Source organism: Mycobacterium sp. NPDC050041 (assembly GCF_049541695.1).
GTDB lineage: Bacteria > Actinomycetota > Actinomycetes > Mycobacteriales > Mycobacteriaceae > Mycobacterium.
Window position 1 is genome coordinate 210,131 of record NZ_JBMVDG010000005.1, and the last position, 21,784, is coordinate 231,914.

Here is a 21,784-nt window from a genome sequence, read left to right on the forward strand (position 1 = left end):
CAATGGTCTGATGTCCTACCTTTGGGAGTGACGTTCCTGTAAACATGCAGGCGTGTGAACGGTGGCTGTGCGCTTCAATGGTTGAATCTGGCGGTCTGAGTCAGCCGATCGGATGTCCTCGAGGAAGGTCCCCCATGAGCCCGAACCCCGGCATGCTGTCCCAGGCGGAACTCGAGCGGTCGGTCGCCGACGGCGACATCGACACCGTGATCGTGGCGTTCTGCGACATGCAGGGCCGGCTCACCGGCAAACGGCTGTCGGCGCGCCTCTTCGTCGAGGACGCCGCCGCCCACGGCGCCGAGTGCTGCAACTACCTGCTCGCCGTCGACGTCGACAACAACACCGTCGACGGCTACGCGATCTCCAGCTGGGAGACCGGCTACGGGGACATGGTGATGACGCCGGACTTCTCGACACTGCGGCTGCTGCCCTGGCTGCCGGGCACCGCGCTGGTGATGGCCGACCTCTCGTGGACCGACGGCAATCCGGTGATCCAGGCGCCACGCAGCATCCTCAACGCTCAGATCGACCGGCTCGCGGACATGGGGCTGGTGCCCTACGCCGCGACCGAACTCGAGTTCATGGTGTTCGACACCGGATTCCGCGACGCGTGGAGCGCCGGCTACCGCAACCTGCGGCCGGCCACCGACTACAACATCGACTACGCGATGCTCGCCTCGACGCGGATGGAGCCGCTGCTGCGCGACATCCGCCGCGGCATGGAGGGCGCCGGGATGTACTGCGAGGGCGTCAAGGGCGAGTGCAACCTCGGCCAGCAGGAGATCGGCTTCCGCTATGACCACGCCCGGACCACGTGTGACAACCACACGATCTACAAGAACGGCGCCAAGGAGATCGCCGACCAGCACGGCAAGAGCCTGACCTTCATGGCGAAGTTCGACGAGCGCGAGGGCAACAGCTGCCACATCCACATCTCGCTGCGCGGAGAGGACGGCGCGTCGGTGTTCGCCGACGACGGCGACCCGCTCGGCATGTCGCCGATGTTCCGCAGCTTCATCGCGGGCCAGCTGGCCACGATGCGCGAGCTCACGCTGTTCTACGCACCGAACATCAACTCCTACAAGCGGTTCGCCGAGGGCAGCTTCGCCCCGACCGCGATCGCGTGGGGCATCGACAACCGCACCTGCCCGTTGCGGGTGGTCGGCCACGGCGCGGGCATGCGGATGGAGTGCCGGGCGCCAGGCGGCGACGTCAACCAGTACCTCGCGGTGTCGGCGCTGATCGCCGGCGGCCTGTACGGCATCGAGAACGAGCTCGAACTGCCGGAACCGTTGGAGGGCAACGCCTACACCAGCGGGGCCGAGCGGCTGCCCACGACGCTGGCCGAGGCCGCGGCGCTGTTCGACGGGTCGAAGGTGGCGCGTGACGCGTTCGGCGACGAGGTGGTGGACCACTACCTCAACAACGCCCGCGTCGAACTCGCCGCATTCAACGCCGCGGTCACCGACTGGGAGCGGGTGCGTGGTTTTGAGCGGCTCTGACCCCGCCGGACGCACTGTGCCCCCCGTCCTCGGCATGACCACCTACCTGCAGCAGGCGCAGACCGGGGTGTGGGACGTGCAGGCGAGCTTCCTGCCGGCCATCTACTTCCAGGGCGTCAACCTGGCCGGCGGGGTGGCCGTCCTGCTGCCGCCGCAGCCCACCGACGCAGGCGCCGCCGACCGGGTGCTCGACGGCCTGGACGGGCTGATCCTCACCGGTGGCAAGGACGTCGACCCGGCCCGCTACGGGCAGCGGCCCCATCCGCTCACCGACGAGCCCGACCGCGCCCGCGACGCCTGGGAGTTCGCCCTGGTCGACGGCGCGATGCGGCGCGGCATGCCCGTGCTCGGCATCTGTCGCGGCGCCCAGGTGCTCAACGTGGCCCTCGGCGGAAGCCTGATCCAGCACCTGCCCGACGTCATCGGCCACACCCATCACCAGAAGGGCAACGCGGTGTTCGGCACATCGGCCGTGTGGACCGAACCGGGCACCCGGCTGACGGACCTCATCGGGAAGACCTCGGACGCGCAGTGCTACCACCACCAGGCCATCGACCGCCTCGGCGATGGCCTGGTCGTCAGTGCCCGCGACGACGACGGGGTGATCGAGGCGGTGGAGCTGGATCGCACCGCCCACCCGGACGCGTGGGTGGTGGCCGTGCAGTGGCATCCCGAGGAACGACTCGACGATCTGCGGTTGTTCGCCGGTGTGGTGTCCGCCGCGGCCGTACATGCCAAGGAAAGGAACACCTTTGAGCACCAGCATCAGTGACGTCGTCAACCCGGCCACCGAAGAGGTGCTGCGCTCGGTCGAACTCCTCGACGTCGCCGGTGTCGACGAGGCGGTCGCGCGGGCGGTCACCGCGCAGCGGGTGTGGGCCCGGCAGGCGCCTGCCGAGCGGGCGGCGGCGCTGCGCTCCTTCGCGGCCGCCGTGGACGCCCACGTGCCGGAGCTCGCCGCGCTGGAGGTCGCCAACTCCGGGCACCCGATCGGCAACGCCACCTGGGAGGCCGGCCACGTCCGCGACGTGCTGCAGTTCTACTCCGCATCGCCGGAACGGCTGTCCGGCAAGCAGATTCCCGTCGCCGGCGGACTCGACGTGACGTTCAACGAGCCGCTCGGCGTGGTAGGGGTGATCACGCCGTGGAACTTCCCGATGACCATCGCGGCGTGGGGCTTCGCGCCCGCGCTGGCGGCGGGCAACGCCGTGGTGCTCAAGCCGGCCGAGTGGACGCCGCTCACCTCCATCCGGCTCGGTGAGCTCGCGCTGGAGGCGGGCCTGCCGGACGGCCTGTTCCAGGTGCTGCCCGGCAAGGGCTCGGTGGTGGGCGAGCGGTTCGTCACCCATCCGGACGTGCGCAAGATCGTGTTCACCGGATCCACCGAGGTCGGCACCCGCGTGATGGCGGGGGCCGCCGCGCAGGTCAAGCGCGTCACCCTGGAATTGGGCGGCAAGAGCGCCAACATCGTCTTCGACGACTGCGACCTGGAGAAGGCCGCCGCCACCGCGCCGTACGGCGTGTTCGACAACGCCGGCCAGGACTGCTGCGCGCGCAGCCGGATTCTGGTGCAGCGCAACGTGTACGAGCGGTTCATGGAGCTGCTGGAGCCGGCCGTCAAGGGCCTGGTGGTCGGCGACCCCCGGGCCGAGGACACCGAGATGGGGCCGCTGGTCTCGCGAGCACACCGGGATTCGGTCGCCGCCTACGTGCCCGACGATGCACCGGTGGCGTTCCGCGGGGCCGCACCGTCGGGGCCCGGCTGGTGGTTCCCGCCCACGGTGCTCACCCCGCAGCGCGAGGACCGCACCGTGCGCGAGGAGATCTTCGGGCCGGTGGTCACCGTGCTGCCGTTCGACGACGAGGCCGACGCGATCACGCTGGCCAACGACACGCCCTACGGGCTGTCGGGATCGATCTGGACCGACAACCTGTCGCGCGCGCTGCGGGTCTCCCGCGCGGTGGAATCGGGGAACCTGTCGGTGAACTCGCACTCCTCGGTGCGCTACACCACCCCGTTCGGCGGGTTCAAGCAGTCGGGACTCGGCCGCGAGCTCGGACCCGATGCGCCGCTGTCGTTCACCGAGACCAAGAACGTCTTCATCGCCGTCGACCTGAAGACAAGCCGAAGAGGAGAGAGCTGAATGGACCTGACCCAGCGACTGGCCGGCAAGGTCGCCGTGATCACCGGCGGCGCCAGCGGCATCGGGCTGGCGAGCGCCAAGCGGATGAAGGCCGAGGGCGCCACGATCGTGATCGGTGACATCGACCCGGCCGCGGGCAAGTCCGTCGCCGACGACCTGAACGGCACCTTCGTCACCGTCGACGTCTCCGACCAGGCCGCGGTCGACGCGCTGTTCGACACCGCCGCCGAGACCCACGGCTCGGTGGACATCGCGTTCAACAACGCCGGGATCAGCCCGCCCGAGGACGACCTGATCGAGAACACCGGCATCGACGCGTGGCAGCGGGTGCAGGACATCAACCTCAAGTCGGTGTTCTTCTGCTGCAAGGCCGCACTGCGGCACATGGTCCCGGCGCAGAAGGGGTCGATCATCAACACCGCGTCGTTCGTGGCGGTGATGGGGTCGGCGACGTCGCAGATCTCCTACACCGCCTCCAAGGGTGGCGTGCTGGCCATCTCGCGGGAGCTCGGCGTCCAGTACGCCCGGCAGGGCATCCGGGTCAACGCGCTGTGCCCGGGGCCGGTGAACACCCCGCTGCTGCAGGAACTCTTCGCCAAGGACCCCGAGCGGGCGGCGCGGCGGCTGGTGCACGTGCCGGTGGGCCGGTTCGCCGAGCCGGAGGAACTCGCCGCGGCAGTGGCGTTCCTGGCCAGTGACGACGCCTCGTTCATCACCGCGTCGAGCTTCCTGGTCGACGGCGGCATCAGCGGCCACTACGTCACCCCGCTGTAAGCCACTGCGAATGACGGCCGACCCGGACGTGCCGGTTCCCCCGGAAGCAGGCGATGCCCTGCTGCGACCGGTGCGGCTGGGAAACGCCTTCGAGGACACCGTCGGCCGACTTCTGCAGATGATCCGGCTCGGGGTGGTCGCACCGGGGGAGTCGCTGCCGCCCGAGCGTGAGCTGGCGGCGCGGCTGGGAGTCAGCCGCGACACCGTGCGCGAGGCGATCCGGTCGCTGGCCGGTGCCGGCTATCTGGTGGCGCGGCGCGGCCGCTACGGCGGGACTTTCCTGGCCGACGAACTGCCTCGGCACACCGGTGAACAGGCCGGTGCCAGCCGCGCGGAGATAGACGACGCACTGCGGCTGCGGGAGATCCTCGAGGTGGGCGCCGCCCGGATGGCGGCGCACCGCACGCTGACCGCCGCCGAGCGCGAGGGCCTGTGGTCGCGGCTGGCCGACGTGCGGGGTGCGGCGCCCGACGACTACCGCCGGCTCGACTCGCGGCTGCACCTCGCGATCGCCGAGGCTGCCGGCTCGCCGTCGCTGGTGCCGCTGGTGGCCGAGAACAGAATGCGGCTCAACGCGATGCTGGACCGGATCCCGCTGCTGGCTCGCAACATCGCCCACTCCGACGAACAGCACGAGGCCATCGTGATCGCGATCCTGGCCGGGGACGCCGACGGCGCGGCCGACGCCATGTGCGTCCACGTCGCCGGCTCGGCCACGCTGCTGCACGGCTTCCTCGACTGATGCCGGCGGCGCTCACCGGGGCCCGTCGAGCGCTACATTGAGATCTGTGATCCGAGCCGGCGAGCACGTGCACGTCGAGCGGGCGACCTCGGCGCTGGCCGACGTCGACACCGCGGGCTGGACGCAGCGGTTCGACCTGCTGTCCGATCCGAACCGGCTGGGCATCCTGCTCGGGCTGCACCGAGCGCCCGGAATCTGCGTCAGCGACCTGGCAGCCGCCCTGGGCCGGTCGGAGAACGCGGTCTCGCAGGCGCTGCGGGTGCTGCGGGAACAGGGCTGGGTCAGCTCGACCCGGGTGGGCCGGTCGGTCAGCTACCGCCTCGAGGACCAGACGGTGCACGACCTGCTGCACTGGATCGGGGCCCGCCACGACTGACCCGCTCCGCGTGTTTCCCCGGCACGCGGTGCTCCGGTGGTGGACGCTGTATCCCGATGGGGGTGCATTTCCGGTTGCTCGGTGAGGTCGAGGCCCGCGTGGACGGCGACGGCCTCGACATCGGGCATGCGCGGCAGCGCTGTGTGCTCGCCTGTCTGCTGGTCGACGTGAACCGGCCGGTGTCGGCCGACCAGCTCATCGAGCGGGTGTGGGCGGACGAGCCGCCGCACCGGGCCCGTAATGCGCTGGCGGCGTACGTGTCCAGGCTCCGGCACGCGCTGGCCGGGGCCGACGCCGTGCACATCGCCCGCGGAACGGCCGGCTACACGCTGAACGCGCAGCCAGAGTCGGTCGACCTGCACCGGTTCCGCACCCTGGTCGGGGCCGCCCGCGCCGCCGAACACCCGGGAGACGCGCTCGCGGCGTTCGACGGCGCCATGGCGCTGTGGGCCGGCGAGCCGTTCGCCGGCCTCGACACGCCGTGGGTGAACGAGGTGCGCGCGGCGCTGGAGACCGAGTTGCTCTCGGCCACGCTCGACCGCAACGACGCCGCGCTGCGCGCGGGCCGCCACACCGCGCTGCTCGCCGAATTGAGCGCTGCGGCAACGGCTTATCCACTCGACGAGCGCATCACCGGACAGCTGATGCTGGCGCAGTCCCGCAGCGGCCGTCAGGCCGCCGCGCTGCAGACCTACCGGCGGATGCGGGCGCGGCTGGTCGCGGAGCTGGGCGTCGAACCAGGACCGGCGCTGGAGGCCGTGCACCGTGAGATCCTCGCCGGCGCATCGACACCCACCCCGCAGGCCGCGTCCGCCCCGGGGCCGGAGCCCGCCCGCCCGACCGCCCGCCGGGCGACCCGGTTCATCGGCCGGACGAGGGAGCTGGCCGCGATCACCGGCGCGCTGCAGGCCGGGGCCGCGCTGACACTGACCGGCGTGGGGGGAGTGGGCAAGACCCGGCTGGCGCTGGAGGCCGCCGACCGCGCCGACGGCTTCCCCGACGGCGTGCGGACCTGCGAGCTCGCCCCACTCGACGACGGGTCCGCGGTGGGCCGGGCCGTCGCGGCCGCACTCGGCCTGCCGCAGGGCAGCGGCACCGCCGTCGCGACCGTGGTCGACCACCTGCGGACCCGCCGGCTGCTGCTGGTCGTGGACAACTGCGAGCACGTGCTGGCCGCCGCGGCGGAGCTGGTCGACCGCATCACCCGGGAGTGTGCCGGGATCGCAGTGCTCGCCACGAGTAGGGAGTCCCTCGGCATCGAGGGCGAGCGGCTGCTGCCCGTCGAACCGCTGCCCGAGGGCGACGCCACGGCCCTGTTCGCCGACCGGGCCAGGGCGATCCGGCCGGACTTCGACCTGGCCACCGAACCGATCGGCGCGGTGGCCGAGATCTGCCGCCGGCTCGACGGTGTGCCGCTGGCCATCGAACTCGCCGCCGCGCGTCTGCGGGCGATGAGCAGCCTGGACGTGGCGCGACGACTGGACCGGCTGCGGCTGCTCAGCGGCGGTGCGCGCGGCGCCCATCCGCGCCAGCAGAGCGTCGCGGCGACCATCGACTGGTCCTACCGTCTGCTCGCCGAGCGGGAGCAGACCCTGTTCGACCGGTTGTCGGTGTTCGCGGGCAGCTTCGACCTGGAGGCGGTGCACGGGGTCTGCGCCGAGCCTGCCGACGACGAGGACGACACGCTGGAACTGCTGACCGGCCTGGTGGACAAGTCGATGGTGGTCGCCGCCCACGGCGGTGCCGGGACCCGCTACTCGGTGCTGGAGACGCTGCGAGCCTACGGCCGGGACCGGTTGCGCAGCAACGCTACTCACGAGAACGACGCCTGTGACCGGTACGCCGCGCGGCACGCGACGTACTTCACCGAGTTGGCCGAGCGCGGCGCGACGGCCATGCACGGTTCCGACGAGCAGGCGTGGATCGAGCGGATGGCGCCGACCGCGGGAACCACCTTCACCTCTCCCGACCACGACAACCTGCGCACGGCGTTCGAGCGCGCGATGGCCGACGGTGACACCGGCCTCGCGCTGCGCCTCGTCGCGTCACTGCCCGAGCTGATGCACATGCGGGTCGGCTACACCTCGATGGACTGGGTGGATCGGGCGATCGAGTCCGCCGACCCCGCCCATCCGCTGTTCGCGGCGGCGGTCGGGGTGTCCGCGCGTGGCGCGTGGGTGCTCGGCCGGTTCTCCCACGCCCTGGCGCTCGCCGCCCTGGCCGACGGCCGGGTGCCCGATCGCGGTCACTCCTACCTCGGGTACCCGGGTGACATCCCCGCCGACGTGGCGGTGATCTGCGGTGATCCCGCTGTGGCCCTTGCGCATTACCTCGAGGAGTGCGCAGTCGCGCGCGACGCCGTCGACGCGCCGAGGATGGTGTGGAACCTCTACAACAGCACGGTGGCCCACGACGTCCTCGGTGTCCCGGAGGCGGGGCTGGCCGCCGCGCAGGAGGCCGTCCGCCTCGCTGGGACCACAGGGAATCCGAGCACCATGGCGATGGCTCGCTGCGCACTGGGCCGCTGCCTGAAGTCCTCGGATCCCGAAGGTGCGGTGGCCGTGCTGGACGAGGCGTTCGCGTTGGCCGCGCCGGTGCAGAACAACTGGCTGACGGGCATCGCCCGGATGGAGTCCGCGGCGGTGACCGCCGCGCACGGTGACCCGGCGGCCGCGGCCGGACAACTGCTCGAGGTGCTCGACCACTGGAGCCAGGCCGGTCCCGGCGCCGGGGCGCAGCACTGGTACTGCCTGCGCTACGTGACCATGCTGCTGGAGCGGGCCGGCGCCGACGCCGCGGCGTTGCGACGCGCGCGGCCCGGTGACGACCGGTTCGACGGCCGGCCCGGCGCCCCGGGCGGCCTGGAGACCATGGCGCTCGCCCGGTCCGGTCTGCAGCGCCTCCTCACGCCCTGAACTGCGCATTCAACGAACGCCGAAGGTCCTCCCAATCGTGGCCGCCGATCGTGGAGCCACCACCGAGAACTGGAGGACCGATGGCCACTGAACACACGACGATCGACGAGGCCGACCGGGCGCTCAAGGCGAAGCACCGCGCGCTGTGGGCGTCGGGTGACTACCCGGCCGTCGCCGCCGAACTGATCCCGTCCCTCGGGCCCGCACTGGTGCGGGCGTGCGCGGTGCGGCCGGGTGACCGGGTGCTCGACGTGGCGGCGGGATCCGGCAACGCCGCGATCCCCGCGGCGGCCGCGGGAGCAATGGTCACGGCAGGCGACCTGGCGCCGGAACTGTTCGAGGCGGGCAGGCGGATCGCCGCGGCGCGCGGAGTCGAGCTGGAATGGGTGGAGGCCGACGCGGAGGCGCTGCCGTTCGCCGACGGCGCCTTCGACGTCGTGATGTCCTGTGTCGGGGCGATGTTCGCACCGCACCACGAGACCACCGCCGGTGAACTCGTCCGGGTGCTCCGGCCCGGTGGCAGGATCGGCATGATCAACTGGACGCCCTCGGGCTTCGTCGGGCAGCTGTTCGCCACCATGAAGCCCTACGCCGCGCCACCGCCTCCCGGTGCCGGTTCGCCGCCGATGTGGGGTGACGAGGCCCACGTCCGAAACCTGTTCGGAGATCGGGTCACCGGGTGGACGTTCGAGCGCGCGACGGTCGTACTCGACCACTGCACGTCGCCCGCGCAGTTCCGCGAGTACTGGAAGCGCCACTACGGGCCGACGATCGCGACCTATGCGTACAACGCCGGCGTACCGGACCGCGTGGAGGCGCTGGACCGGGACTTCCTGCGGTTCCTCGTCGGCGCCAACCGCGGCGACGGGGACCGGGCGGTCTGGGAGGCCGAGTACCTGATCGCGACGGCGACGAAGCGCTGACACGTGTCCATCTGTTCATCTGGACAGATGTCGTGCGCGGTCATAGGCTCAGCGGATGGCCGCCACCAGCGCCGTCGCCATGCACATGAGCGACGGCATCGTCAGTGCGCCGGTGTCGCTGCTCTTCGGCGTGATCGCCGTCGCGGCAGTCGGATTCTGCGTCGTGCGGGCCCGCACCGAACTCGACGAGCGCACCGTCCCACTGGCCGGACTGGTCGCCGCGTTCGTCTTCGCGGTGCAGATGGTGAACTTCCCGATCCTGCCCGGTGTCAGCGGGCACCTGCTCGGCGGCGCACTCGCCGCGATCCTCGTCGGCCCGTACACCGGGGCGCTGTGCATCGCCATCGTCCTGGTGGTGCAGTCGCTGCTGTTCGCCGACGGCGGGGTGAGCGCGCTGGGCACCAACATCACCAATATGGCGGTGATCGGTGTGCTGGCCGGCTACGGCACGGCGGTGGCGGGGTACGCGCTGGCCCGGCGCCGCGGCGAGGTGTCCACCAGGACGCTGGGCGGCATCGCCTTCTTCGCCGCGCTCATCGGGACGGTCTGCGCGGCAATGGGATTCGTCGTCGAGTTCGCGCTCGGCGGGGCGGCAGGCGGGTCGCTGAGCACGGTCGCCGGCTACATGTTCACCACCCACGTGCTTATCGGGATCGGCGAGGGAGTGATCACCGCCCTCACCGTGGTGGCCGTCGCGGGCGCCCGGCCCGACCTGGTGCATCTGCTGCGCCACCGCACCCGGGTGTCGGCATGACGCGGCGGCGGGTGTTCTGGTTCGTCTTCGCCGCGGCCGTGCTGGTGATCGCCGGCGGGCTGTCCTACTTCGCCAGCGGCAGCCCCGACGGTCTCGACTCCGCGACGCTGCAGGGCTGCCACGTGGTGGAGACCACCGCGGGCGAGGAACTCAGCGGCGCCTGCATCGCACAGCACGCGACCGAGCATCCGCTGGCGTCGTCGCCACTGGCCGACTACGCGATCGGCGGGCACTCCGCGACGGGCGGCATCGCCGGGATCGTCGGCGTACTCGTCACGCTCGCGGTGGCGGGTGGGGCGTTCTGGGGCATCGCCAGGAGCAAGCGCTAACCCATGGGCGCAGGCGCGCACCCGCTCTACCGCCACAGCGACTCGGTGGTGCACCGGACGCCGGCAGAGGTCAAGATCGTCTGCCTGGTCGTGTTCGTCCTCGCTGTGGTCGCGACGCCCCGGGAGATGTTCTGGTCGTACGCGGTGTATGCCGCTGTGGTGGTGGCGTGCTGGTCGGTCGCCCGCATCCCGGCGCGCTGGATACTGCCGCGGATGCTGATCGAGGCGCCCTTCGTCGTCCTCGCGGCCCTGCTGCCGTTCACCGAAGGTGGTCCGCGCGTCACCGTCTCGGGGATGGACCTCTCGGTCACCGGCCTGTATGCGGCGTGGGGCATCGTCGTCAAGGGCACGCTCGGCGTGGCGGCCGCGCTGACGTTCGCCGCCACCACGCAGGCCACCGAGCTCCCCGCCGCGCTGAGCCGGCTTCGGGTTCCGGCCGTGCTGACCTCCGTGCTGGTGCTGATGATCCGTTACGTCGACCTGCTCACCGCCGAGGCGGGCCGCATGCGGATGGCGCGGATCTCGCGCGGCGACTCACCGCGGGCGCTGCATCAGGCCGGCGCCATCGCCCGCGGCGTCGGGACCCTGTTCCTGCGTTCCTTCGAACGCGGTGAACGCGTGTACGTCGCGATGCTGTCCCGCGGATTCGACGGCGCGGCACCCGATCTCGCCGCCGTCGGCGCTCCTGCCCGCGCCAGGCCGGCGCTGTGGGCCGCCGCGATGGCGCCTGCGGTGACGGCCGTGGCGGTCTGCGCGGCGGCGTGGGTGAGCACATGACCGCGCCCGCGGTGCGGATCGAGGGGCTGCACCATGTGTATCCCGACGGCAGGGCCGCACTCAACGGCCTCGACCTGACCGTCGCCGCCGGCGAGCGGGTCGCGGTGCTTGGCCCGAACGGGGCGGGCAAGACCACCCTGATGCTGCACCTCAACGGCGTGCTGACGGCGACCGCCGGCTCCGTCGCGATCGGCGGTGTCCCGGTCGGCCGCAAGACCGTCCGCGACATCCGGCGCCGGGTGGGCCTGGTCTTCCAGGACCCCGACGACCAACTGTTCATGCCGACGGTCGCGCAGGACGTGGCGTTCGGCCCGGCGAACTTCGGTGTCCGCGGCGACGAGCTGGACGGCCGGGTGCGCGAGGCGCTGGCCACGGTGTCGGCGACCGGGCTCGCCGACCGCAACCCGTCGCACCTGTCGGCCGGGCAGCGCCGGCGCGCGGCACTGGCCACCGTGCTGGCCTGCAGGCCCGAGATCCTGGTGCTCGACGAGCCGTCGGCCAACCTCGACCCGGTGGCGCGCCGCGAACTCGCCGAGACGCTGCTGACGCTCGGCTCCACGATGCTCGTCGTCACCCACGACCTGCCCTACGCCGCACAGCTGTGTGAGCGGGCGGTGGTGATGGACGGCGGCGTCGTGGTCGCCGACGGTCCGATCGGCACGGTGCTCGCCGACGGCGCCCTGCTGGCCGCCCACCGGCTGGAACTGCCATGGGGCTTCGTGGTGCCGACGCGCTGAAAATGAGTCACGCCGAGACTGCGGTCAGATCGTCCTGGGTGAGCCGATCACGATCTGACAGCAGTCTCGCGAGTCCTGAAGGGCCTCAGTGCCGTCGGGCCGGCGGCCACGGTGGCTCGCCGCACAGCGCCAGCAGGGCGTTCTCGACGACCTCCGGCAACGCGGGGTGGATCCAGTACTGGCCGCGGGCCATGTCCTGAGCAGGCAGGTCGAACGCCATGGCCTGGATCAGCGGCTGGATGATCGACGACGCCTGGTGTCCCATGATGTGCGCGCCCAGCAGCAACCCGGTGTCGTCGTCGACGATCAGCTTCGCGAAGCCGGTCGAGTCCTCCATCGCCCAACCGTAGGCGACGTCGCCGTAGTCCTGCACCTTCGACCGGATGCGGTAACCCGCTGCGCGGGCCTCGTTCTCGGTCAACCCGACCGACGCGATCTGCGGCTCGGTGAACACCGCCGACGGCACGTTGCGGTGGTTGGCGGGCATCAGGTTTTCGGTGTCGTCCCAGTCCTGCAGCAGGTTGTGCTTGACCACCCTGGCCTCGTGGTTGGCGACGTGCTTGAGCTGATACGGCGAACTGATGTCGCCGAGTGCGTAGACGTTGCGCGCCGTGGTGCGCTGGAAATCGTCGACGGCCACCAGCCCGTCCTCGACCTTGACCCCGGCGTGGTGGGCGTCGAGCTGATCGCCGTTGGGGATGCGCCCGGTGGCGACGAGCAGGGTGTCGGCGTGCAGGTTGGACCCGTCGTCGAGGTGCAGCGTGACCCCGGAGTCGTCGGAGCTGCCGCTGACGATGTTGCGGCGGCTGCGGATCTCCCACTTCTTGCCCGCGATGTCGGTGAACCGTTCGCAGACGGTGTCGTCGCAGTGGGTGAGCATCGTGGTGCCGCGCAGCACGATGGTCACCTTCGAGCCCAGCGACGAGAAGACGTGCGCGAATTCGGCGGCCACGAAACCGCCGCCCACGATGACGATGTGCTCGGGCAGCTCCGAGATGCGCATGATGCTGTCGCTGGTGTGATGGGCCACGCCGCAGTCCAGGATCGCCGGCGGCACGGTCGCCCGCGAGCCCGCGGCGAGCACCACCTGGTCGGCGGTGAACTCGTCGCCGTCGTCGGTGCGCAGCCGGTAACCGTCGGCACCGGGATCGGCTGCGGCGAAGCGGGTGTGGCTGGCGAACACCTCCACGTCGGGCGAGGACCGCCGGTAGTGTTCCCCCCCGCTGGCGAGCGGGTCGATGCGGCCGAACACCCGCGAGACGATGTCGGTCCAGCGGACCGCGTCGACGTGGGCGTCGACGCCGAACCGGGCCGAGTCGTGCACCTGCTGGGCGACGCCCGCGGCGTAGACGAACATCTTGGTGGGGATGCACCCGACGTTGAGGCAGGTGCCGCCGAACAGCCCCTTCTCCGCGATGGCCACCCGCTTGCCGACGTAGCGCTCGTCGAGCACGGAGTTGCCCGATCCGGTGCCGATGATCGCGATGTCGAAGTCGGCCACAGCCATCACTCCTGTCGGGTTCGTGTCGACGGAGTGTCGGAGCATGTGTCCGTCAGGTAACCGTCCAGCCAGCGGTCCAGTTCACGGTAGGCCACCGCCCGTGGCCCGGCCAGGGAGAGGAACACGTCGTGCTTCGCGTCGACCACAGGCACCACGGTCGACCGGTTGCCGATGCAGCCCGCCCACCGCGCGATCTGCCCCACGTCGAGCACCGCGTCGCCGCGCTGGATGGCGTCGATGCCCGCCGGGTCACCCACCTCGCGCACGCTGTGGTCGGACCGCAGGATCAGATTGGGCACCCCGACGTCCAGACCGCGGTGCAGCCGGGCATGCCCGCGGCGGATGGCGTGGATCCAGCCGACGGTCACGGGGAACCCGCCGACCGGCTTCCAGTCCAGGTTGTAGTCGAATTCGCCGGCGTAGTCGCGGTGCAGCGAGGCGCCGTAGCCGCCCTCGGGCACCGGGGTGCGCACCACCTGGCGCTTGCGCAGCCGCGACGCCGCCGACATCGCCGCCGAGGTGCCTGCGAACCGCAGGATCGCCGGGCCCTGCAGATCGAGCCACGGGCTGTTGAGCACCAGACCGGTCACATGGCACTGCGCGGTGCGGCCGCGTCGCCGCAGCCGGTCCAGCCACAGCGAGACGATCAGCCCGCCCGCGGAGTGCGCCATCACCAGGACGTCGGCGCCGCCGGTCTCGGCCGCGACGATCTCGCACGCCCGCTCCAGTTCGGCGTCGTACCGGCTCAGGTCGGTGGTGAAGTGCGGGGTCTGCCCCTGCTGCCGCGACCGCCCACATTTGTGCAGGTCCAGAGCGTAGACGGCGAAGCCGCGGGCAGCCAGCCAGTCGGCCAGCTCGGTGTGGAAGAAGTAGTCGGTGAACCCGTGCACCAGCAGCACCGCGTGCCCGGCCTCCTGGGCCTCGCCGCGGCGGACCACGGTCGCGACGAGCTCGCCCTCCCTATCGGGATCGGCACCCAGCGCCACGGTGTGCTGCCAGTAGCCGGGCAGAACGTCGGGCTCCCAGCCGGTCACCTCAGCCACCTTAGAGCCCGCGCACCGGCGCCGGGGTGAGGAGTTGCACAGCCCTGGCCCGGTTTGGGGCATCGGTGTCGGGATAACCTGAGAGCTGAACCGTGTCGAACGGACCGCGTGAGCATGTGAGGGCCGAGTGTCGAAGTCAGAGGCAGCCACCCAGACCGACGTCGCGCTGGTCGGCGCGGGCATCATGAGCGCGACACTGGCCGCCCTGATCCGGCTGGTGGAGCCCGACTGGTCGATCACCCTGATAGAGCGGCTGGACGGCGCCGCCGCCGAGAGCAGCGACCCGTGGAACAACGCGGGCACCGGCCACTCGGCGCTGTGCGAGCTGAACTACACCCCCGAACTGCCCGACGGCGAAATCGACATCTCCAAGGCCGTGCACGTCAACGAGCAGTTCCAGGTGTCGCGCCAGTTCTGGTCCTACGCCGTGGAGAACGGCGTGCTGCCCGACGTCCGCAGCTTCCTCAACCCGATCCCGCACGTCAGCTTCGTCAGCGCCGCCAAGAACGTGCAGTACCTGCGCAAGCGGTACGACGCGCTGGTCACCAACCCGCTGTTCGCCACGATGGAGTTCATCGACGACCGCGACGAGTTCACCCGCCGGCTCCCGCTGATGGCCGAGAAGCGCGACTTCTCAGACCCCGTCGCGCTGAACTGGACGCAGGACGGCACCGACGTGGACTTCGGTTCGCTGTCGCGCCAGCTCATCGGCTTCGCCGCCAAGCAGGGCATGACCACCTACTTCGGCCACGAGGTTCGCGACCTGGACAAGCAGTCCGACGGCAGCTGGACACTCAAAGTGGCCAACCGGCGCACCGGCGCCAAGCGCAAGCTGAACGCCAAGTTCGTCTTCGTCGGCGCCGGCGGCGGTGCACTGCCGCTGCTGCAGCGCGCAGGCATCGCCGAGGCCAAGGGCTTCGGCGGGTTCCCCGTCGGAGGTCAGTGGCTCCGTACCGACAACCAGCGCCTGACCGCCGGTCATCAGGCCAAGGTGTACGGCCAGCCGCCGCTGGGCGCCCCGCCGATGTCCGTGCCGCACCTGGACACCCGCGTGATCAACGGAAAGTCGTATCTGCTGTTCGGTCCGTTCGCCGGCTGGTCCCCGAAGTTCCTCAAGCAGGGCAAGGTCACCGATCTGCCGTTCTCGGTGCGGCCGAACAACCTGGCGTCCATGCTGGGCGTCGGTGTGACGGAGTTGGGCCTGGTCAAGTACCTGATCGGACAGCTGCGGCTCAGCGAGGCCGACCGCGTCGAGGTGCTGCGTGAATTCGCCCCCAGCGCAAACGATTCCGACTGGGAACTGGACATCGCCGGTCAGCGCGTGCAGGTGGTCCGCCGCAAGGGCCGCGGCGGCGTGCTGGAGTTCGGCACCACCGTTCTCGCGGCGGCCGACGGCAGCATCGCCGGCCTGCTGGGTGCCTCGCCCGGTGCGTCGACGGCGGTGCCCGCGATGTTCGACGTGATGGAGCGCTGCTTCGGCGACCGCTACACGTCCTGGCTGCCCAAGCTGCAGGAGATCGTGCCGTCGCTGGGCGTTCAGTTGTCCAACGAGCCGAAGCTGTTCGACGAGGTGTGGGCGCACGGCACCAAGGTCCTCAAGCTGGACCGGCCGGCCAGCGGGGTACCCGCCACCGTCGATCACCAGAACACCGCAGGCACCGAGCATTCACCCACCGCGGCCACTGCCTGACGTGGTCCGCGGATGACTGTCGCGCTGCGGCGCAGCTGGGCCAAGGACCTCAGCGCGGCAACGCTCTACGAGCTGCTGAAGTTGCGTGTCGAGGTGTTCGTCGTCGAACAGGCGTGCCCGTACCCGGAGCTCGACGGCCGCGACCTGCTCGCCGAGACCCGGCACTTCTGGCTCGAAGGCGTTGACGGAGAAGTCATCTCGACCCTGCGGTTGATGGAGGAGCATCCCGGCGGGCAGAAGGGCTTCCGCATCGGCCGGGTGTGCACCAAGCGCGACGCCCGCGGCCACGGCCACACCCACCGGCTGATGCAGGCCGCCCTCGCCGACGTCGGCGACCACCCCTGCCGCATCGACGCGCAGACCTACCTCGAGGAGATGTACCGGGGCCACGGGTTCGTCCGCGACGGCGACGAGTTCCTCGACGACGGGATCCCGCACGTGCCCATGCTGCGGGCAGCGTCCGGGGCGGCGCAGTGAGCGCCGAACCCGGCTACCCGTTCAGCGCACTCGTCGGGCACGACCGGCTGCGCCTGGCGCTGCTGCTGTGCGCGGTGCGCCCGGAGATCGGCGGGGTGCTGATCCGCGGGGAGAAGGGCACCGCCAAGTCGACGGCGGTGCGCGCCCTGGCCCGGGTCCTCACGGCCGTCGACGCAGGCGCGCGGCTCGTCGAACTGCCCATCGGGGCCACCGAGGACCGCGTGGTCGGATCGCTGGACCTGCAGAAGGTGCTGCGCGACGGCGAGCATGCGTTCTCACCGGGTCTGCTGGCCCGCGCGCACGGCGGCGTGCTCTATGTCGACGAGGTCAACCTGCTGCACGACCACCTGGTCGACGTGCTGCTCGACGCCGCGGCGATGGGCCGGGTGCACGTCGAGCGCGACGGCATCTCGCACTCGCACGACGCCCGGTTCGTCCTGATTGGCACGATGAACCCCGAAGAGGGGGAGCTGCGGCCGCAGCTGCTCGACCGTTTCGGGCTCACCGTTGACGTCGCGGCCTCCCGCGACGTCGACGTCCGCGCCGACGTCATCCGGGCCCGGCTGGCGTACGAGGCCGATCCGGCCGGCTTCTCGGCCGCCTATGCCGAATCCGACGCCGAGCTGGCCCGCCGCATCGCCGACGCCCGGGCTCTCGTCGCCCGGGTGGTGTTGCCCGACAGCGAGTTACGCCGGATCGCCGCGCTGTGTGCGGCGTTCGACGTCGACGGCATGCGCGCCGACCTGGTGGTGGCGCGCACCGCGGTCGCCCACGCCGCCTGGCGGGGCGCCGAAACCGTCGCCGAGGAGGACATCCGGGTCGCTGCCGAACTGGCGCTGCCACACCGTCGCCGCCGCGACCCGTTCGACGACCCCGGCCTGGACCCGCAGCGTCTCGACGAGGCGATGGAGGAGGCCGGTGCGCAGAGCACCGACGCCGAGTCCGGGCCCGACGACCCGGATCCCGATCCGCCCGGTGGCGGGGCCTCGGCCGACGGATCCGCGGATTCGACCGGCGCACAACGAGAGTCGCCGCCTTCGACGCAGTCCAATGCGGCGCCGACGGGGGTGTTCCGCACGAAGGCGCTGACCGTGCCCGGCGTGGGGGAGGGCGCCCCCGGCCGCCGCTCGAGGGCCAGGAACCGCACCGGCACCGTCGTGTCCGCGACCGCCGAACCCGGCGCGGGCCACGGTGTGCACATCTTCGGCACTCTGCTGGCCGCCGCCAATTCGCAACGCGCGGCGGGACGTCCGCGCCCCGGGCCCGAGGACGTGCGGCGCGCGGTGCGGGTGGGCCGCGAGGGCAATCTGGTGATCTTCGTGGTGGACGCGTCGGGGTCGATGGCCGCCCGCGACCGGATGGCCGCGGTCGGCGGCGCGACGCTGTCACTGCTGCGCGACGCTTACCAGCGGCGGGACAAGGTCGCGGTGATCACATTCCGCGGCGACGGCGCGCGGGTGCTGCTGCCCCCGACGTCGTCGGTGTACATCGCCAGTAGGCGGCTGGCCCGCTTCGACACCGGCGGCCGGACCCCGCTCGCCCAGGGACTGCTGACCGCCCGCGACGTGGTTGTTCGGGAGAAGGCCCGCGACCGGGCCCGCCGCGCGCTCGTGGTGATCCTCACCGACGGCCGGGCGACCGGCGGCCCGGACCCCGTGGGCAGGGCGCGGGCGGCAGCCGCACGGCTGGTCGCCGAGGGCGCCGCGGCGGTCGTGGTGGACTGTGAGACGTCATTCGTGCGACTGGGTCTGGCCGACGACCTCGCCGCGCATCTCGGTGCGCCGTCGGTGCGGCTGGCGCACCTGCACGCCGACGAGCTGACCCGGGTGGTCAGCCGGGCCGACCGCACCGCGGCCTGAACCACCGAGGAGGACCGCCATGCCCCAGGGCCGCCCGCTGACCGTCCCCGCCGACGGGCTGAGCACCCGCGCTCGCCGCAACGCGCCGCTGCTCGCCGTGCACACCGGTCCGGGCAAGGGAAAGTCGACCGCGGCGTTCGGGATGGCGCTGCGGGCGTGGAACCAGGGGTTCGACATCGCGGTGTTCCAGTTCGTCAAGAGCGCGAAGTGGAAGGTGGGCGAAGAGGCGGCGTTCCGCGAACTCGGCCGCCTGCACGACCGCGACGGCGTCGGCGGGCCCGTCGAATGGCACAAGATGGGCTCCGGGTGGTCGTGGTCGCGCAAGGCGGGCAGTGCCGACGACCACGCGGCGGCCGCAGCCGACGGGTGGGCGGAGATCACCCGCCGGCTGGCTGAGCAGCGGCACGACTTCTACGTGCTCGACGAGTTCACCTATCCGCTCAAGTGGGGGTGGGTCGACGTCGACGAGGTCGTCGCCACGCTGGCCGACCGGCCCGGCAATCAGCACGTGGTGATCACAGGGCGCGACGCGCCGCAGGCGCTGCTCGACGCCGCCGACCTGGTCACCGAGATGACGAAGGTGAAGCATCCGATGGATGTGGGCCGCAAGGGCCAGAAGGGTATCGAGTGGTGAGCGCAGCGAGGCGCGACCGACGGGCCTGCGAGTGGTGAGCGCGTGAGCGTGCCGGCCGTGGTGATCGCCGCTCCCGCCTCGGGCAGCGGGAAGACCACCGTCGCAACGGGTTTGATGGGCGCGCTGCGACAGGCGGGCCGCACCGTCGCGCCGTTCAAGGTGGGGCCGGACTTCATCGACCCGGGCTATCACGCGCTGGCGGCACGCAGGCCGGGCCGCAACCTCGACCCCGTGCTCGTCGGCGAGTCGCTGATCGGGCCGCTCTACCGGCACGGCAGCGCGGGAGCGGACGTCGCCGTCGTCGAAGGTGTGATGGGTCTGTTCGACGGCCGCATCGGCGACGAGCCGATCACCGGGCCCGCCCGCGGCTCCACCGCACAGGTGGCGGCGCTGCTGGGTGCGCCGGTGGTGCTGGTGATCGATGCCCGCGGCCAGAGCCACAGCGTCGCCGCCCTGCTGCACGGCTTCGTCAGCTTCGACCCGGGCGTGCGGATCGCCGGGGTGATCCTCAACCGTGTCGGCTCACCGCGACACGAGCAGGTGCTGCGGCAGGCCTGCGAGTACGTCGGGCTGCCGGTGTTCGGGGCGATCCCGCGCACGGAGGCACTGGCCGTGCCGTCACGTCACCTCGGGCTGGTGACCGCGGGCGAGCACGGCGCGCAGGCCCGGGACGCGGTGGAGGCGATGACCGAGGTGGTGGGCCGCCACCTGGATCTGATGGGGATCAGCGAGATCGCGACCGGCCGTGTCACCGATGCCCCGTGGGATCCCGGCACCGGAGAACCGGCGGGCAACGGTGTCACGGTGGCCGTCGCGGCGGGCAACGCCTTCAACTTCCGCTACACCGAGCACGCCGAGATGCTGCGGGCTGCGGGGGCGGAGGTGGTCGAGTTCGACCCGCTGACCGATCCGCTGCCGTCGCGGACCGCCGCGCTGGTGCTGCCGGGCGGCTTCCCCGAGCAGCACGCAGCCGAACTGTCCGCCAATGACATTCTGCGTCAACAGATCAGGACGCTGGCGGCCGACGGTGCGCCGGTGCACGCCGAATGCGGTGGCCTGACCTACCTGGTCGACGAACTCGACGGCCACCCGATGTGCGGCGTGCTGTCGGGTTCGGCGGAGTTCACCCCGCGACTCACACTGGGCTACCGCAGCGCGCTCGCGACCAGTGAGTCGGTGATGTACCAGGTGGGCGACACCGTCACGGGCCACGAATTTCACCGCACCGCAACGAAGTTCACCGGCGACTACAGTCCGGCGTGGAGGTTCTCCGGCGACCGTGCGCGGTCTGCGCAGGAGGGTGCCCTCGACGGCAACGTGCACGCGTCGTACCTGCACACCCATCCGGCCGCGGCGCCGGCGGCGGTCACCCGTTTCGTGGCCGCCGCTGCGCGGCTCTAAGCTCGGCGGGTGACCGAGAACGCCTACCTGGTAGGACTGCGGCTGGCCGGCAAGAAGGTCGTCGTCGTCGGTGGCGGGACCGTCGCGCAGCGTCGGCTGCCGCTGCTCATCGCCAACGAGGCCGACGTGCACGTCATCGCGCGGGCCGCCACGCCCGCCGTGGAGGCCATGACGGGGATCACACTGGAACTGCGCGACTTCCGCGACGGCGACCTCGACGGCGCCTGGTACGCGATCGCCGCGACCGACGATCCCGGCGTCAACGCCGCGGTCGTCGCCGAGGCCGAGCGCAGGCGCATCTTCTGCGTGCGTGCCGACGTGGCCCGGGACGGGACGGCGGTCACCCCGGCGTCGTTCGAGTACGAGGGGCTGGCGGTCGGGGTGCTGGCCGCCGGCGAGCACCGCCGCTCGGCGGCGATCCGGTCGGCGATCCACGAGGCGCTGCAGCAGGGTCTCATCGCCGCGGACAACTCCGAGACGATGCGGGCCGGCGTCGCGCTGGTCGGCGGCGGGCCCGGTGACCCCGAGCTGATCACCGTGCGTGGGCGGCGGCTGCTGGCGCAGGCCGACGTGGTGGTCGCCGACCGGCTGGCGCCGCCGGAGCTGCTCGCCGAGCTGGCGCCGCACGTCGAGGTGATCGACGCCGCCAAGATCCCCTACGGCCGGGCGATGGCGCAGGACGCGATCAACGAGGTGCTCGTCGAGCGCGCGCGGGCGGGCAAGTTCGTGGTGCGGCTCAAGGGCGGCGACCCATTCGTGTTCGCACGCGGCTACGAGGAGGTGATCGCGTGCGCCGAGGCGGGGATTCCGGTGACCGTCGTGCCCGGTGTGACCAGTGCCATAGGAGTGCCCGCGCTGGCCGGCGTCCCGGTCACCCATCGCCACGTCACGCATGAATTCGTGGTGGTCAGCGGGCATGTTGCACCCGACCATCCCGAATCGTTAGTGAATTGGGATGCACTCGCCGCGCTCACGGGCACCATCGTGTTGCTGATGGCGGTGGAACGCATCGAACTGTTCGCCAAGGCGCTGCTGGACGGCGGGCGACCTGCGGAGACCCCGGTCCTGGTGGTTCAGCACGGCACCACGTCGGCGCAACGGAGTTTGCGGGCGACCCTCGCCGACGCGCCGCAGCGGATCCGCGAAGAGGGCATCCGACCTCCCGCGATCATCGTGATCGGGCCGGTCGCGGCCTTCGGCGGTTAA

General features: G+C 71.5%; 20 protein-coding genes. 18 read left to right on the plus strand and 2 right to left on the minus strand.

The window, feature by feature from the left end; all coding sequences use genetic code 11:
* The first annotated feature begins 134 nt into the window (after window positions 1–134).
* From ACPCHZ_RS17700 to ACPCHZ_RS17755, 12 genes are all read left to right on the plus strand, one after another.
* Complete coding sequence (locus ACPCHZ_RS17700) at window positions 135–1,502, plus strand: glutamine synthetase family protein (RefSeq protein ID WP_423485916.1); 1,368 nt, start codon at window positions 135–137, stop codon at window positions 1,500–1,502.
* 34 nt (window positions 1,503–1,536) lie between these two features.
* Window positions 1,537–2,274, plus strand: a complete 738-nt coding sequence (locus ACPCHZ_RS17705; protein ID WP_423485917.1) for a gamma-glutamyl-gamma-aminobutyrate hydrolase family protein — start codon at window positions 1,537–1,539, stop codon at window positions 2,272–2,274.
* Complete coding sequence (locus tag ACPCHZ_RS17710; RefSeq protein WP_423485918.1) at window positions 2,255–3,646, plus strand: aldehyde dehydrogenase family protein; 1,392 nt, start codon at window positions 2,255–2,257, stop codon at window positions 3,644–3,646. The genes ACPCHZ_RS17705 and ACPCHZ_RS17710 overlap by 20 nt, the downstream gene beginning before the upstream one ends.
* The gene (locus ACPCHZ_RS17715; RefSeq protein WP_364978844.1) at window positions 3,647–4,420 is read left to right on the plus strand and encodes a 3-oxoacyl-ACP reductase; all 774 of its coding nucleotides are present in this window, start codon (window positions 3,647–3,649) and stop codon (window positions 4,418–4,420) included.
* A 10-nt stretch (window positions 4,421–4,430) separates the two neighbouring features.
* Window positions 4,431–5,162 carry a FadR/GntR family transcriptional regulator gene (locus ACPCHZ_RS17720; protein ID WP_423485919.1) on the plus strand — a complete coding sequence of 244 codons (732 nt, stop codon included), beginning with the start codon at window positions 4,431–4,433 and terminating at the stop codon, window positions 5,160–5,162.
* Between the two features lie 46 nt (window positions 5,163–5,208).
* Window positions 5,209–5,538, plus strand: coding sequence for an ArsR/SmtB family transcription factor (locus ACPCHZ_RS17725; protein ID WP_372503793.1), 330 nt, complete (start codon window positions 5,209–5,211; stop codon window positions 5,536–5,538).
* Window positions 5,539–5,594: 56 nt separating this feature from the next.
* Window positions 5,595–8,453 (plus strand): BTAD domain-containing putative transcriptional regulator, encoded by a 2,859-nt coding sequence (locus ACPCHZ_RS17730; protein WP_423485920.1) that lies wholly within the window; start codon window positions 5,595–5,597, stop codon window positions 8,451–8,453.
* Between the two features lie 80 nt (window positions 8,454–8,533).
* On the plus strand, window positions 8,534–9,376 hold the full coding sequence (locus tag ACPCHZ_RS17735; RefSeq protein ID WP_423485921.1) for a class I SAM-dependent methyltransferase: 843 nt from the start codon (window positions 8,534–8,536) through the stop codon (window positions 9,374–9,376).
* Window positions 9,377–9,431: 55 nt separating this feature from the next.
* Window positions 9,432–10,130, plus strand: a complete 699-nt coding sequence (locus ACPCHZ_RS17740; RefSeq protein WP_423485922.1) for an energy-coupling factor ABC transporter permease — start codon at window positions 9,432–9,434, stop codon at window positions 10,128–10,130.
* Entirely contained in the window at window positions 10,127–10,459 is a 333-nt protein-coding gene (locus ACPCHZ_RS17745; RefSeq protein ID WP_423485923.1) for a PDGLE domain-containing protein, read from the plus strand. Before ACPCHZ_RS17740 ends, ACPCHZ_RS17745 begins: the two co-directional genes overlap by 4 nt.
* A 3-nt stretch (window positions 10,460–10,462) precedes the next feature.
* Window positions 10,463–11,236, plus strand: a complete 774-nt coding sequence (cbiQ, locus tag ACPCHZ_RS17750) for a cobalt ECF transporter T component CbiQ (RefSeq protein WP_423485924.1) — start codon at window positions 10,463–10,465, stop codon at window positions 11,234–11,236.
* Window positions 11,233–11,973 (plus strand): energy-coupling factor ABC transporter ATP-binding protein, encoded by a 741-nt coding sequence (locus ACPCHZ_RS17755; protein ID WP_423485925.1) that lies wholly within the window; start codon window positions 11,233–11,235, stop codon window positions 11,971–11,973. Before cbiQ ends, ACPCHZ_RS17755 begins: the two co-directional genes overlap by 4 nt.
* A gap of 85 nt (window positions 11,974–12,058) precedes the next feature.
* Here ACPCHZ_RS17755 and mtr read toward each other — a convergent pair whose 3' ends face one another.
* Together mtr and ACPCHZ_RS17765 are read right to left on the minus strand one after the other, a co-directional pair.
* A complete protein-coding gene (gene mtr / locus ACPCHZ_RS17760) occupies window positions 12,059–13,474 on the minus strand; it encodes a mycothione reductase (protein ID WP_423486096.1) in 1,416 nt (471 codons plus the stop codon).
* A 5-nt stretch (window positions 13,475–13,479) separates the two neighbouring features.
* Window positions 13,480–14,508, minus strand: a complete 1,029-nt coding sequence (locus ACPCHZ_RS17765; protein ID WP_423485926.1) for an alpha/beta hydrolase — start codon at window positions 14,506–14,508, stop codon at window positions 13,480–13,482.
* A 193-nt stretch (window positions 14,509–14,701) separates the two neighbouring features.
* Here ACPCHZ_RS17765 and mqo point away from each other — a divergent pair, with 193 nt between their 5' ends.
* The 6 genes from mqo to cobA are packed head-to-tail and all read left to right on the plus strand — an operon-like array spanning window position 14,702 to window position 21,784.
* The gene (gene mqo / locus ACPCHZ_RS17770; RefSeq protein WP_423486097.1) at window positions 14,702–16,207 is read left to right on the plus strand and encodes a malate dehydrogenase (quinone); all 1,506 of its coding nucleotides are present in this window, start codon (window positions 14,702–14,704) and stop codon (window positions 16,205–16,207) included.
* 12 nt (window positions 16,208–16,219) lie between these two features.
* Window positions 16,220–16,684 (plus strand): GNAT family N-acetyltransferase, encoded by a 465-nt coding sequence (locus tag ACPCHZ_RS17775; protein ID WP_423485927.1) that lies wholly within the window; start codon window positions 16,220–16,222, stop codon window positions 16,682–16,684.
* Window positions 16,681–18,543 carry a magnesium chelatase subunit D family protein gene (locus ACPCHZ_RS17780; protein ID WP_423485928.1) on the plus strand — a complete coding sequence of 621 codons (1,863 nt, stop codon included), beginning with the start codon at window positions 16,681–16,683 and terminating at the stop codon, window positions 18,541–18,543. The genes ACPCHZ_RS17775 and ACPCHZ_RS17780 overlap by 4 nt, the downstream gene beginning before the upstream one ends.
* Before the next feature lie 19 nt (window positions 18,544–18,562).
* Window positions 18,563–19,177, plus strand: coding sequence for a cob(I)yrinic acid a,c-diamide adenosyltransferase (gene cobO, locus ACPCHZ_RS17785; protein WP_364978882.1), 615 nt, complete (start codon window positions 18,563–18,565; stop codon window positions 19,175–19,177).
* 42 nt (window positions 19,178–19,219) lie between these two features.
* Window positions 19,220–20,578: a cobyrinate a,c-diamide synthase gene (locus ACPCHZ_RS17790; RefSeq protein ID WP_423485929.1), complete on the plus strand. Its 1,359-nt coding sequence runs from the start codon at window positions 19,220–19,222 to the stop codon at window positions 20,576–20,578.
* Window positions 20,579–20,587: 9 nt separating this feature from the next.
* Complete coding sequence (gene cobA, locus ACPCHZ_RS17795; RefSeq protein ID WP_423485930.1) at window positions 20,588–21,784, plus strand: uroporphyrinogen-III C-methyltransferase; 1,197 nt, start codon at window positions 20,588–20,590, stop codon at window positions 21,782–21,784.